Raw genomic sequence first — 13,796 nt, forward strand, 5'->3', positions numbered from 1 at the left:
TATGTCGCGCCCGCTCTTCAGCCCGGCGGAGGCCCGGGGCTTGTGCACGACAATGCCGCGCATGAGCGAAGAATCGAAAAAGCCCGTCCTGCTGCTGGTTGATGGCTCCAGCTACCTCTACCGCGCCTACCACGCCATGCCCGATCTGCGCGGCCCCGAAGGCGTGGCCACCGGCGCCATCCATGGCATGGTGGCCATGATGAAGCGCTTGCGCGAGCAGGTGGCGGCCGAACATGCGGTGTGCGTCTTTGACGCCAAGGGCCCGACCTTCCGCGACGAGTGGTACCCCGAGTACAAGGCGCAGCGCGCGCCCATGCCCGACGCGCTGCGTGAGCAGATCACGCCCATCCACGAGGTGGTGCGCCTGCTCGGCTGGCCCATTCTGGAAGTGCCGGGCATCGAGGCGGATGACGCCATCGGCACCCTGGCCCGGGTGGCGGCCGAGGCCGGCCATGCGGTGGTGGTGTCCACCGGCGACAAGGACCTGGCCCAGCTGGTGACGAACGACACCACCTTGATCAACACCATGAACAAGGCCGCCGCGGCGCCCGGCACCCTGGCGCCCTGGGGCGGGCCGGCGATCGACTGCGAAGTGCTGGACCCGGCTGCGGTGGGCCTCAAGTTCGGCGTGCCGCCCGATCGCATCATTGACTACCTGACCTTGATGGGCGACACCGTGGACAACGTGCCCGGGGTCGAGAAGGTCGGCCCCAAGACGGCGGCCAAGTGGATTGCCGAGTATGGCTCGCTGGACGGCGTGATCGCCAGCGCCGACAAGATCAAGGGCGTGGCCGGCGAGAACCTGCGCAAGGCCCTGGACTGGCTGCCCATGGGTCGCAAGCTGGTGACTGTCAAGCTGGACTGCGACCTCAGCGGCCATGTGCCGGACTGGCCGGCGCTGGAAGCTCTGGCTTTGCGCGAGGTGGACCGCGTCGGCCTGCAGGACTTCTACACCCGCTATGGTTTCAAGACCTGGCTGAAGGAGATCAGCGGCGGCACGGCCACGGCGGCCCGCGCCGCGGCCCCGGTCAGCGGTGATTTGTTTGCCGAGGCGCCTGTTTCGGCGCTTGAGGTGGAACGTCGCTACGAGACGGTGCTGGAGACGGCACAGCTGCAGGCTTGGATCGCCCGCATCGCCGCCGCGCCTCTGGTGGCCCTGGACACCGAGACCGATTCCCTGGACCCGATGCAGGCCCGCATCGTCGGCATCTCCTTCGCGGTGGCGCCGGGCGAGGCGGCCTATGTGCCGCTCGCCCATGAGGGCCCCGATGCGCCCGCCCAGCTGGACCTGGCCGAGGTGCTGGCCGCGTTGCAGCCCTGGCTGGAGGATGCGGCCGCGCCCAAGCTGGGCCAGAACCTCAAGTACGACACCCATGTGCTGGCCAATCACGGCATCGCCCTGCGCGGCGTGCAGCACGACACCATGCTGCAAAGCTATGTGCTGGAAGCGCACAAGACCCATGGTCTGGGCGCTCTGGGCGAGCGCTACCTGGGCCGCGCCGGCGTGAGCTATGAAGAGCTCTGCGGCAAGGGCGTGCACCAGATTCCTTTCGCTCAGGTCGATGTGGCCAAGGCCTCCGAGTACTCCTGCGAGGACTCGGACATGTGCTTGCAGCTGCACCAGATCCTCTGGCCGCAGATCGAGGCCGAGCCCGGCCTGCTCAAGGTCTACCGCGACATCGAGATGCCGACCAGCGCCTTGCTGGCGCGGATCGAGCGCACCGGCGTGCTGATCGACCCGGAGCTGCTGCAGGCGCAAAGCCATGAGTTGGGCCAGCGCTTGCTGGCCCTGGAGCAGGAGGCCTACGACATTGCTGGCCAGCCTTTCAATCTGGGCTCGCCCAAGCAGATCGGCGAGATCCTGTTCACCAAGCTGGGCCTACCGGTCGTGAAGAAGACGGCCACGGGCGCGCCGTCCACCGACGAAGAGGTGCTGGAAAAACTGTCCCTGGATTACCCGCTGCCGGCCAAGCTGCTGGAATACCGTGGCCTGGCCAAGCTCAAGAGCACCTACACCGACAAGCTGCCCTTGATGGTCAACGCCCGCACGCACCGGGTGCACACCAACTACGCGCAGGCGGTGGCGGTGACCGGGCGTCTGTCCAGCAACGAGCCCAATCTGCAGAACATTCCTGTGCGCACCGCGGAAGGACGGCGGGTGCGCGAGGCCTTTGTGGCGCCACCGGGCTGCTGCCTGGTCAGCGCTGACTATTCGCAGATCGAGCTGCGCATCATGGCGCACATCAGCGAAGACCCGGGCCTGCTGCGCGCCTTCGGCGAGGGCCTCGACGTGCACCGCGCCACGGCCTCCGAGGTGTTCTCCACCCCGCTGGCCGATGTCACCAGCGAGCAGCGCCGTTATGCCAAGACCATCAACTTCGGCCTGATCTACGGTATGGGCGCTTTTGGCCTGGCCCAGTCTCTGGGCATCGAGCAAAAAGCCGCGCGCGATTACATCGAGCTCTACTTCCACCGCTTCGCCGGCGTGAAGCACTATATGGACAGCACCAAGGCGAGTGCTGGCAAGCTGGGCTATGTCGAGACCTTGTTCGGCCGGCGCATCTATCTGCCCGAGATCAAGGGCGGCAACGGCCCGCGCAAGGCCGGCGCCGAGCGCCAGTCCATCAACGCGCCCATGCAGGGCACGGCGGCCGACCTGATCAAGCTGGCCATGATCGCCGTGCAAGCCGAGCTGGACGCCCAGGGCAAGTCCACCCGCATCGTCATGCAGGTCCACGATGAACTGGTGTTTGAAGTGCCCGAGGCCGAGCTGGACTGGGTGCGCCGTGAGGTGCCGCGTCTGATGGCTGGAGTGGCCCAGCTCAAGGTGCCGCTGCTGGCCGAGGTGGGTGTGGGGCCGAATTGGGAACAGGCGCACTGAAGCGCTCTCCTGCGCCAAATGGCGCAGGCCCTGGTGAAAACCCTTGTCATCTTTTGCTGCTAAGGCAGGGGCTCTCAGGGTGCGCCCTCTAGGTCGAGTGGATTCGATATGAGAAATTGTTCACAGCCCCTGGGAGTTGTGGGCACGATTTTTACGATTCATTTCTCATCCAAGGAATCCAAGATGACAACGATGCAAACCGCACGCAAGTTGGTGCTCGGAGCTGTGGCTGCCGCCGCCCTGGCCATGACCGGCGCCGCTCAAGCTGATGTCAAGGCCACCAGCTCGGCCCTGGGCCAATTCGCCAATCGTGCGATCCCAATCAGCGGCGCAGCTTTTGAGTCCAACGTCAATGCCCTGTCCTCCCAAGTGGTGGACGTCGCCGGCATCAAAAGCTTCGGCGAGTACGGCGCCGCTGGCAATGTGGTGCTGAATTTCTTCGTTGGCGCGAATGCCACCATCACCACCGTGGACTGGAACGTCAACCTGACGGCCAACGACCCCAGCTGGTTGTCGGAACTGACCGTAGCCTTCGGCAGCTCGGCCGGCGGTGATGGCGTGGTCTTCAGTCCCGGTTATGGTGATGACGATTTCGGCACCAGCACCTACAGCGGCTCGGCCAGCTTGGTCGATCTGGGCCTTTCCTTCCAGGTCGGTGCCGACGGCATCCTGCGTCTGGAGTTCCACGAAGTTTATAACGACCCCAGCGTCAACCCGGACGGCGTCTGGAATTCGGGTAACCTCACCTTCGGTGTCGCCGCCCCCGTTCCAGAACCCAGCACCTACGGCATGATGGCCCTGGGCCTGTTGGGCGTGGCCGCCGTGGCCCGCCGCCGCAAGAGCGCCTGATCGCACGCGGTTTTGATCGAGAGACCCGCCCGGCTCGAAAGCCCGGCGGGTTTTTCTTTGTCCGCGCCGGAGCGGCACAGGCCCTCGGTTAGCATCGCGGCCATGAATTGGCCTTATGAATTGCAGATCGGCTGGCGTTACACGCGGGCCGGGCGGGGAGGGCGGCGCAACCGCTTCATTTCCTTCATCTCCGGGGTGTCCATGCTGGGCATTGCCCTCGGCGTGGCGGCGCTGATCATCGTGCTCTCGGTGATGAACGGCTTCCAGAAGGAAGTGCGCGACCGCATGCTTTCGGTGATCGCCCATATCGAGCTGCAGTCCTACCAGGGTCAGGCCTTGCCCGACTGGCAGGCCACCGCCGCGCAGGCGAAACAGAACCCGGCCGTGATCGGCGCGGCTCCCTTCATTGCCGCCCAGGCCTTGATCGCCCGCGGCGCGGACATGCGCGGTGCCATGGTGCGCGGCATCTCGCCGGCCGAGGAGGCCACGGTCACGCCGCTGGCGGCCGAGCTGAAGGAGGGGCCGTTGGCGCGCCTGCGCTCGGGCGAGTGGGGCATCTTGCTGGGCTCCGAGCTGGCGCGGGCCCTTGGCGTGCGCGAGGGCGACAAGATCACCTTGGTGGCGCCCAACGGCCAGGTCACGCCGGCCGGCGTGGTGCCGCGACTCAAGCAGTTCACCTTGGTCGGCACCTTTCATGCCGGGCATTACGAGTACGACACCGGCATGGCGCTGATCCATGTCGACGATGCGGCGCGGCTGTTTCAGGTCGAGGGGCCGACCGGTGTGCAGCTCAAGCTCAAGCAGGCCTTGAGTGCGCGCCAGGTGGCAGCTGAACTGGCTCCGATCATGGGTCCGGAGATCATGGTGCGCGACTGGACGCGGACCAATGCCACTTGGTTCGATGCTGTGCAGGTTGAAAAGCGCCTGATGAGCATCATCCTCACCCTGATCGTCGCCGTGGCCGCCTTCAATCTGGTCTCGACCCTGGTGATGACGGTGACCGACAAGCAGGCCGACATCGCCATCCTGCGCACCCTGGGTGCCAGCCCGCGCTCCATCATGGGCATCTTCATGGTGCAGGGCGCCGCATCGGGCGTGATCGGCACCCTGTCCGGTGTTGGCCTGGGCCTGCTGGTGGCCTTCAATATCGATGTGATCGTGCCGGCCATCGAGCGACTGCTCAACGTCAGCTTCCTGCCCGGCAGCATCTATCTGATCAGCCGCATGCCCAGCGACCCGCAGTGGGGCGACATCGTGCCCATTGGCGTGACGTCCCTGATCCTGGCCTTCCTGGCCACCTTGTATCCGAGCTGGCGCGCCAGCCGCGTTCAACCCGCTGAGGCGCTGCGCTATGAGTGATCCTTCATCGTCCTTGATTCTGGAAGGGCGGGGCTTGAGCCGCCGCTTCAGCGAAGGCGATCTCGATGTGCAGGTGCTTTCAGGCGTGGACCTGCAGGTGCGCCGCGGCCAGACCCTGGCCATCGTTGGCGCCTCGGGTTCGGGCAAATCCACCTTGCTGCATCTGCTCGGCGGCCTGGACAAACCCAGCGCCGGCCGCGTCAGCCTGATGGGCCGCAACCTCGCCGAGATGGGCGAGCCCGAGCTGGGCCGCTGGCGCAACCAGCACCTGGGTTTTGTCTACCAGTTCCACCATCTGTTGCCCGAGTTCAGTGCCCTGGACAATGTGGCCATGCCCCTTCGCATCCGCCGCCAGACCCAGGAGCAGGCGCGGGCCCGTGCCGCGGCCATGCTGCAGCGTGTGGGCCTGGGCGCGCGCCTGGCGCACCGGCCGGCTGAGCTGTCGGGCGGCGAGCGCCAGCGTGTGGCGATTGCCCGCGCCCTGGTGACTGAGCCAGCCTGTGTGCTGGCCGACGAGCCCACCGGCAACCTCGACCGCAGCACCGCACAAGCGGTGTTCGAGCTGATGTTGACCACAGCCCGCGAGCTGGGCACGGCCTTTGTGCTGGTGACCCACGACCAGACCCTGGCGGCGCAATGCCAGCAGCAGCTGAGCCTGGTCGGCGGCACCATGCAGCCGGCCCTGGCTTGACTGAACCCTCCCATTCCCCTGATTTCCCTGCTTCCACGAGTGACCATGAGCCAAGACACCCGCTTCATCCTCAAGCTCAGCTGCCCGGACCGCGCCGGCATCGTCCATGCCGTGACCGGTTTTCTGCTGGAGCAGGGCGGCAACATCCTGACCTCGGCCCAGCATGGCGACGCCGACCACCAGCGCTTCTTCATGCGCATCGAGTTCGAGTGCGCGGCGCTGACCGAGGTCGCTGCGCTGCAAGCGGCCTTCCAGCCCCTGGCCGAAGGCCTGCAGATGGACTGGGAGCTGGTGGCGCGCTCGGCCAAGACCCGGGTGCTGCTGCTGGTGTCCAAGCTGGGCCACTGCCTGAACGACCTGCTGTTCCGCGTGCAGACCGGGCATCTGCCGATCGAGATTCCGGCCATCGTGTCCAACCACCGCGATTTCTACCAACTCGCGGCCTCGCACAACATCCCTTTCCATCACTTCCCGCTGCTGAATTCGAGTGCGGAGCAGAAGCAGGCCCAGGAGCGCAAGATCCGCGAGGTGATGGCCGAGAACCAGATCGATCTGGTCGTGCTGGCTCGCTATATGCAGATACTCTCGCCCGAGCTCTGCCGCGACTTGTCGGGCCGGGCCATCAATATCCATCACAGTTTCCTGCCCAGCTTCAAGGGCGCCAAGCCTTACCACCAGGCCTATGAGCGCGGCGTCAAGCTGATCGGCGCGACCGCGCACTATGTGACCTCGGACCTGGACGAAGGCCCCATCATCGAGCAGGAGGTGGCCCGCATCGACCACAGCCTGCCGCCCGAGCAGCTGGTGGCCATCGGCCGCGACACCGAGTGCGTGACCCTGGCCCGCGCCATCCAGTGGCATGCAGAGCACCGCATCCTGCTGAACGGCCGCCGCACGGTGGTGTTCCGCTGAGGTCAGCATCGATGCGTTCTAACGCTGTCGCGGCAGGAGTTGACGGCTGTGCTGCTGGCTGGCTTGCAGTAGTGCGATGCGCAGGCGGCGAGATCGATGCAGCCTCCTTCAGCGATGTTGCGGAATTGTTCGCCAATCTTGGTGGGGCGAGGGTCGCTATCGACGTCCCTGTCGGCCTGAGCGAAGAATCGCCTCGAACATGTGAAGTTGAGGCGAGACGCTTGTTGGGCAAACGCGCTAGCAGTGTTTTCAATTGTCCGCCACGGTCATGCTTGGCGTTTTGCGATTCTTATGCCGAGGCAAGTGCTCAGTCGTTTGCGAGTGTCGGTAAGAAACTGAGCAAGCAATCTTTTGCCATCCTTCCGAAGATTGCCGAAGTGGATCGTTGCCTTCAGCGAGATAGGGACTTGGCGTCGCGTGTGCTTGAGGTTCACCCGGAGGTCTGTTTCTCAGTTTGGGTCGGCGAGGCGGGGATTCGGCATTCCAAGACTTCCGGGTTCGGTTTCTTGGAGCGCTACAGATTGGTGTCTCAGGCCTTTCCAGGATTGCCAGAAGAGATTCGGACAAAATTCAATTCGGCGGATGTCGCCGACGACGACATCTTGGACGCATGTTCTGCGCTGTGGACTGCAGAGCGCTACTTGCGGGGCGAAGCTAGAGCATTCGGAGACCAGTCAGTATTGGATGCGACAGGTTTGAGAATGTTGATGTGGGCTTGAGCGTCAAGCCATCTTTGCCTATATGTGGACCGACACCCACTGCCACTTGGATGCGCCCGAGTTCGAGCCCGACCGCGCTGCGGTGGTGGCGCGTGCGCGCGCCGCCGGCGTGCATCAAATCGTGTTGCCGGCCGTGGCGGCCTTTGACTTCGACACGGTGCGCGAGCTTGCCCATGCGCATGGTTACGTCTACGCCCTGGGCATCCACCCACTGTACGTGATGCAGGCCAGCGAGCAAGACCTGACCCTGCTGGCCGAGCAACTGGAGCGTCACCACGGCGACCCGCGCCTGGTGGCCATCGGCGAGATCGGCCTTGATTTCTTTGTGCCCGGCCTCGATGCCGAGCGGCAGCGTTTTTTCTATCTGGAGCAGCTCAAGCTGGCGCGGCGTTTTGAGCTGCCGGTGCTGCTGCATGTGCGGCGCAGTGCCGACCAATTGCTCGCCGGGCTGCGGCGCTTGCCGGTTTCTGGTGGTATCGCCCATGCCTTCAACGGCAGCGCGCAGCAGGCCCAGGCGTTCGTGGATCTGGGCTTCAAGCTGGGCTTTGGCGGCACCTTGACCTTCGAGCGCTCACAGCAGATCCGCCGCCTGGCGGCCGAGCTGCCGGCCGACAGCCTGGTGCTGGAGACCGACGCGCCCGACATCCCGCCACACTGGCTCTACAAGACGGCGGAGCAGCGCGCGGCCGGCGAGGCCACGGGTCGCAACGAGCCGGCCGAGCTGCCACGTATCGCCGAGAGCTTGGCCGCGCTGCGCGGCTGGAGCCTGGCCGAGACGGCGGCCATGACCAGCGCCAATGTGCGCGCAGCCTTGCCGCGCTTGGCTGTGCCCGCGCATGGCTGAGATGGACCGCAAGTCAGTGCCGCGCCTGCAAGGCCTGGCACCCCATGTGTTCGTCGACACCCGGCTGCTGGTGCTGGGCAGTTTCCCCGGCGTGGCCTCGCTGCAGGCGCAGGCCTATTACGGCCACCCGCAGAACCAATTCTGGCGCCTGCTCGGCGAATCGCTGGGCCTGGCCCTGGCGTCGGCCGGCTATACCGAGCGGCTGGCGCTCTTGCAGCAGGCCGGCGTGGGGCTGTGGGATGTGATCCAGACGACGCAGCGGCGCGGCAGCCTGGACAGCGACATCCGCAAGCCCGAGGCCAGCGATCTGCTGGGCCTGATCGAGGCGCGCCTGCCGCGCCTGCGTGCCATCGCCTTCAACGGCGGCACGGCCGCGCGCCTGGGCCTGCGCCAGCTGGGCGATCAAGCCGGGCGCTGGCGCATCCATGCCCTGCCGTCCTCCAGCCCGGCCTACACCCTGAGCTATGCGAAGAAGCTGGCCGCCTGGGCCCAGCTCGGGCCTTCGCTGCAGGCGGCCATGGGCGACACTTGAGGCATGAGCCTTTCCAATAAGCCCAAGAGTCCATCCAAATCCAAGACCGGCGCCATGCCCTGGGCGCCGGCCACCATGTCGGAGTTCGACGGCGTGCGTTTTCTGCACCTCGATTCCATCTGGGTGCAGGGCGCCATGCGCATCCGCAAGCCTCAGCATCTGGAGCTGGAATACATCCAGCGCATGATGGCCTGGATGCTGTGGCGACCGAGCGCCGAGCTGCGCAGCGGCCACGCCCTGCAGCTGGGCCTGGGGGCGGGGGCCATCACCCGCTTTTGCCACAAGGTGCTGCGCATGAAGACCACGGCTGTGGAGCTGAACCCCACGGTGATCCAGGCCTGCCGCATGTGGTTCCACCTGCCCGAGGACGACAAGCGCCTCACGGTGATCAACGAGGATGCCGGTCAGTGGGTAGCGAACCCGGAGCATCTGCAAACGGTCGATGTGCTCAACATCGACCTCTACGACCACGAGGCCGCCGGCCCGGTGCTGGACGATGAAGACTTCTACCGCCATTGCCACGGCCTGCTGGTCGACGGCGGCCTGATGTCGGTGAATCTCTTCGGCCGCGACGCCAGCTTTGCCGCCAGCGCGCGGCGTGTGGCGGCCATCTTCGGCTCGGACCAGGTCTGGAGCCTGACGCCGACCAAGGAGGGCAACACTGTGCTGGTGGCGGCGCGCGGCGTGGTGGTGCCGGATCGTGAGGAATTGGAGCGCCGAGCGGCTAATATCGAGTCGCTGTTCGAGCTGCCTGCGCGCAAATGGCTGCGCATGGTGCGGCCCCTGCCTTTGAGCATTCTCAACCCCCAATGAGCGCGGAGCGACCCATCGCCATGAGTGCCAAGTCCAAGACCAGCGCATCCCCTGCTTCTGCCGCCGCTGCCTCGGCCGCTGTTCCTGCCGAAGGACGGCTCGAGTGGCGAGCCTTGCTGCATTGGCTGCGCGACGATGGCTTGATCGATGACGAACAGGTGCTGCGCACGGAGGCCCGTTTCGCAGCCGGGGACAGCTCCCTGCACCCGCTGGTGCGCTTGGGGCATGGCGGTTTGAGTCGGCTCAGCAATGGCAAGCCGCTCGATGTCGACGCGCTGTCCGAGTGGCTGGCCGAGCGTGCCAAGCTGCCTTACCTGCGCATCGACCCGCTCAAGGTCGATGTGGGCCGGGTGTCCGATGTCATGTCGGTCGGCTATGCCGAGGCCAAGCGCTGTCTGCCTTTGTTGGTGGGCATCAATGATGTGACCATCGCGACCTCGGAGCCTTTCGACACCAGTTGGGTGGCGCAGATCGAGGCCCATGTGCGCAAGCCCATCAAGCTGGTGGTGGCCAACCCCTTGGAGATTGCGCGCTACACGACCGAGTTCTTCACGCTGGCCCGCTCGGTGCGCGCCGCGGCCAAGGCCGGCGAGTCCAGCCAGGTGGCCAGCTTCGAGCAGCTGGTAGAACTGGGCCGCAGCAACAAGCAGCTCGATGCCAACGACCAGGGCGTTGTGCAGGTGGTGGACTGGCTCTGGCAGTACGCCTTCGACCAGCGCGCCAGTGACATCCATCTGGAGCCGCGCCGCGAGATGGGCGTGATTCGTTTCCGCATCGATGGGGTGCTGCACACCGTTTACCAGCTACCGCCCACGGTGATGAGCGCGATGACCTCGCGCATCAAGCTGCTCGGTCGCATGGACGTGGTGGAGCGCCGCCGGCCGCTGGACGGCCGCATCAAGACGCGCAACCCGGCGGGCGATGAGGTGGAAATGCGTCTGTCGACGCTGCCCACGGCCTTTGGCGAAAAGATGGTGATGCGGATCTTCGACCCGGACACCGCGGTCAAGGACCTGTCCATGCTGGGGTTTTCCAGCCATGACAACGAGCGCTGGGAAAAGCTAGTGACCCAGCCTCACGGCATCATCTTGGTGACCGGCCCGACCGGCAGCGGCAAGACCACGACCCTGTACTCCACACTCAAGCGCCTGGCGACGGAAGAGGTGAATGTCTGCACGATTGAGGACCCGATCGAAATGATCGAGCCCGCCTTCAATCAGACCCAGGTGCAAAGCGCGCTGGACTTCGGTTTTTCCGAGGGCTTGCGGGCCTTGATGCGCCAGGACCCGGACATCATCATGGTCGGCGAAATCCGCGATCTGGCCACGGCCGAGATGGCGATTCAGGCGGCGCTGACGGGGCACTTGGTGTTCAGCACTTTGCACACCAACGACGCCGCCGCGGCCATCACGCGCTTGACGGATCTGGGCGTGCCGTCCTATTTGATCAGCGCTACGGTGATCGGCGTGCTGGCCCAGCGCCTGGTGCGCACCTTGTGCAATCACTGCAAAGTGCCCGACCCCAGTGTCACCCGCGACACCTTGAATGACATGCTCAAGCACTGGCGCATGAATGGCGGCGTCAAGCCCTACAAGCCGGTCGGTTGCCTGGAGTGCCGGAACACGGGCTACCGAGGCCGGGCGGGTCTGTACGAGCTCTTGACGGTGGGTGAAGCGGTCAAGGCCCATCTTCACCCGACCCCCGATATCTCGGCGCTGCGGCGCCAGGCCATGCAAGAGGGCCTGCGACCGCTGCGCTTGGCGGGGGCGATGAAGGTGGCGGAAGGTGTGACCACGCTGGAAGAAATCCTGCGCAGCACGCCGCAGTGGCAGACCTGAGTCCACCGCGCGCGTGATGCGCGCGGTGGGAGTCTGTCGAGATTACGTGTAACCCACAGGCCGAGCCGGGATGGTGCTGCCTAGAATCGCCCGTCATCGACAGAATCAATAGAGGGCGCACCCATGAAGATCAAGAGTCAAAGAGACTTCTTCTCCGGCTTGATGTTCGTGTTGCTCGGGCTGACGTTCGCCTGGGCCTCCACCGAATACAGCTTTGGCTCCTCCGCGCGGCCTGGGCCGGGCTACTTCCCGTTTGGGCTCGGCGTGCTGCTTGCCTTGCTGGGCGCCTTGGTCCTGTTCAAGGCTTTGACGATTGAATCCGATGGGGGCGACCCGATCGGCGCGATCGCGTGGCGCCCCCTGCTGGTCATCACGGCGGCGATTGTCTTGTTCGGCCTGTGCTTGCCGAGACTGGGTCTGGCCATGACCTTGCCCATGGTCGTGACCCTCGCTGCCGCAGCCGGTGATGAGTTTCGTTGGCGCGATGCCCTGCTGAATAGCGTGGTGCTGACCCTGGGAAGCTGGGTGATTTTTGTCTGGGGCTTGAAGCTGGTGATTCCGGTGTGGCCCGTCATTTTCGGCAACTGAGGGCTGACGCATGGACTTGCTCAACAATCTCGCGCTCGGCTTTCACACGGCCCTGACTCTGCAGAATCTGCTCTACGCCTTTGGTGGCGCCTTGCTGGGCACCTTGATTGGCGTCTTGCCCGGCCTCGGCCCGGTGGCCACCATTGCCATGTTGCTGCCCTCCATCTATGCCTTGGACGCGACACCGGCTCTGATCATGCTGGCCGGTATCTACTACGGCGCTCAGTACGGTGGCTCGACCACAGCGATTTTGATCAATGTGCCCGGTGAGTCCAGCTCGGTGGTCACCGCCATCGACGGCTACCAAATGGCCCGGCAGGGCAGGGCGGGTGCGGCCTTGGCGGCAGCTGGCCTTGGTTCATTCTTCGCCGGCTGCGTTGGCACCGTCATCATTGCTGCCTTCGCTCCGCCATTGACCGAACTGGCGTTCAAGTTCGGGCCGGCAGAGTACTTCTCGCTGATGGTGCTCGGCTTGATCGGTGCGGTGGTGCTGGCGTCGGGTTCGCTGCTGAAAGCAATCGCCATGATCTTGCTGGGCCTGCTGCTTGGCCAGATCAACACCGACGTGATTTCGGGTACGCCCCGGTTCTCATTCGATATTCCGGAGCTGACCGACGGGCTGGGCTTCGTGGTCATCGCCATGGGCATCTTCGGCTTCGGAGAAATCATCTCCAACCTCGGCAAACCGGCCGAGCACCGTGAAGTGTTCACCAAGGACGTGAAAGGCCTGTGGCCCACCAAGCAAGACTTCCAGGAAGCTTGGCCTTCGGTGATCCGCGGCACTGCGCTCGGTTCAATTCTTGGTGTGCTGCCGGGCGGCGGTGCTTTGCTGGCATCCTTTGCCGCCTACACCCTTGAAAAGAAGGTCGTTCGCAACCCCCGGGTTCCGTTTGGCCGTGGAGCCATTCAAGGCGTGGCCGGCCCTGAGGCTGCCAACAATGCCGGCGCTCAGACCAGTTTCATTCCCATGCTGACCTTGGGCATTCCTCCGAATGCCGTGATGGCCTTGATGGTCGGTGCCATGACCATCAAGGGCATTCAGCCAGGCCCACAAGTGATGAGCAGCAATCCGGAGCTTTTCTGGGGTTTGATTGCCTCCATGTGGGTCGGCAATCTGATGCTGATCATCTTGAACTTGCCCCTGATCGGCATCTGGATCAAGTTGCTGACCGTGCCTTATCGATTCCTGTTTCCGGCCATCGTAACCTTCTGCTGCATCGGCTCCTACACGCTGAACAACAACAGCTTTGACGTCTTTGTGACCGCAGGATTCGCCGTCGTGGGCTATCTCTTCTACAAGCTCAGCTGTGAACCGGCGCCTCTGCTGCTGGGTTTCATCTTGGGTCCCATGATGGAAGAGAACCTGCGCCGGGCCTTGCTCCTTTCACGAGGGGACTGGACCACCTTCATGTCCCGCCCCCTGTCAGCGGGGCTGTTGATTGCAGCACTGTTGATGGTGGTCGTGGTGATGCTGCCATCGATCAAGAGCAAGCGGGAAGAGGCCTTTCAGGAAGACTGACTGAATGAAGAGAGCTCAGGAGCGCTGCGCCCGACTGAGGCCAGCCTGAGCTGGAGGCCGCCGAGTTCAGGTGGCCTCACTTCTGCTTCAGAATTTCTTTGCAGAGTCGAAAATTCCTGTGCTACAGTAGAGGGCTTCGCTGCTCGCAAAGACTGCTTTTAGTGGTTGCGCAGTAGGATTCGCAAGAGTCTTGTTGTGGTGTGTAGTGAGGATCGAAGCGATTCGATTGGAATTGAGATTCAAAACAAATC

General features: G+C 64.5%; 12 protein-coding genes. All 12 read left to right on the plus strand.

The genetic code is table 11. From position 1 onward, the window contains the following. Positions 1-52: 52 nt before the first annotated feature. The 12 genes from polA (at position 53) to LNV23_RS08795 (ending at position 13,545) form a co-directional block, all read left to right on the plus strand. Positions 53-2,881, plus strand: coding sequence for a DNA polymerase I (polA, locus tag LNV23_RS08745; RefSeq protein ID WP_263562654.1), 2,829 nt, complete (start codon positions 53-55; stop codon positions 2,879-2,881). 183 nt (positions 2,882-3,064) lie between these two features. Beyond that, complete coding sequence (locus tag LNV23_RS08750) at positions 3,065-3,730, plus strand: PEP-CTERM sorting domain-containing protein (RefSeq protein WP_263562627.1); 666 nt, start codon at positions 3,065-3,067, stop codon at positions 3,728-3,730. 102 nt (positions 3,731-3,832) lie between these two features. Next, positions 3,833-5,089 (plus strand): lipoprotein-releasing ABC transporter permease subunit, encoded by a 1,257-nt coding sequence (locus tag LNV23_RS08755; protein WP_263562628.1) that lies wholly within the window; start codon positions 3,833-3,835, stop codon positions 5,087-5,089. Continuing rightward, a complete protein-coding gene (lolD, locus tag LNV23_RS08760) occupies positions 5,082-5,780 on the plus strand; it encodes a lipoprotein-releasing ABC transporter ATP-binding protein LolD (RefSeq protein WP_263562629.1) in 699 nt (232 codons plus the stop codon). Before LNV23_RS08755 ends, lolD begins: the two co-directional genes overlap by 8 nt. A 45-nt stretch (positions 5,781-5,825) precedes the next feature. Next, a complete protein-coding gene (purU, locus tag LNV23_RS08765; protein WP_263562630.1) occupies positions 5,826-6,692 on the plus strand; it encodes a formyltetrahydrofolate deformylase in 867 nt (288 codons plus the stop codon). 11 nt (positions 6,693-6,703) lie between these two features. Beyond that, positions 6,704-7,411 (plus strand): DUF429 domain-containing protein, encoded by a 708-nt coding sequence (locus LNV23_RS24090; RefSeq protein WP_411910556.1) that lies wholly within the window; start codon positions 6,704-6,706, stop codon positions 7,409-7,411. Between the two features lie 22 nt (positions 7,412-7,433). Further along, the gene (locus LNV23_RS08770; protein WP_263562631.1) at positions 7,434-8,255 is read left to right on the plus strand and encodes a TatD family hydrolase; all 822 of its coding nucleotides are present in this window, start codon (positions 7,434-7,436) and stop codon (positions 8,253-8,255) included. A gap of 1 nt (position 8,256) precedes the next feature. Continuing rightward, positions 8,257-8,787, plus strand: a complete 531-nt coding sequence (locus tag LNV23_RS08775; protein ID WP_263562632.1) for a DNA-deoxyinosine glycosylase — start codon at positions 8,257-8,259, stop codon at positions 8,785-8,787. A 3-nt stretch (positions 8,788-8,790) separates the two neighbouring features. Further along, positions 8,791-9,600 (plus strand): spermidine synthase, encoded by an 810-nt coding sequence (locus LNV23_RS08780; RefSeq protein ID WP_263562633.1) that lies wholly within the window; start codon positions 8,791-8,793, stop codon positions 9,598-9,600. Between the two features lie 20 nt (positions 9,601-9,620). After that, on the plus strand, positions 9,621-11,438 hold the full coding sequence (tfpB, locus tag LNV23_RS08785) for a type IV pilus assembly ATPase TfpB (RefSeq protein ID WP_263562634.1): 1,818 nt from the start codon (positions 9,621-9,623) through the stop codon (positions 11,436-11,438). A 123-nt stretch (positions 11,439-11,561) separates the two neighbouring features. After that, positions 11,562-12,026: a tripartite tricarboxylate transporter TctB family protein gene (locus LNV23_RS08790; protein ID WP_263562635.1), complete on the plus strand. Its 465-nt coding sequence runs from the start codon at positions 11,562-11,564 to the stop codon at positions 12,024-12,026. A 10-nt stretch (positions 12,027-12,036) separates the two neighbouring features. Continuing rightward, positions 12,037-13,545 carry a tripartite tricarboxylate transporter permease gene (locus LNV23_RS08795; protein ID WP_263562636.1) on the plus strand — a complete coding sequence of 503 codons (1,509 nt, stop codon included), beginning with the start codon at positions 12,037-12,039 and terminating at the stop codon, positions 13,543-13,545. Positions 13,546-13,796 lie beyond the last annotated feature (251 nt).

The organism is Kinneretia sp. DJ1R-11 (genome assembly GCF_025717595.1).
Lineage (GTDB): Bacteria > Pseudomonadota > Gammaproteobacteria > Burkholderiales > Burkholderiaceae_C > Paucibacter_A.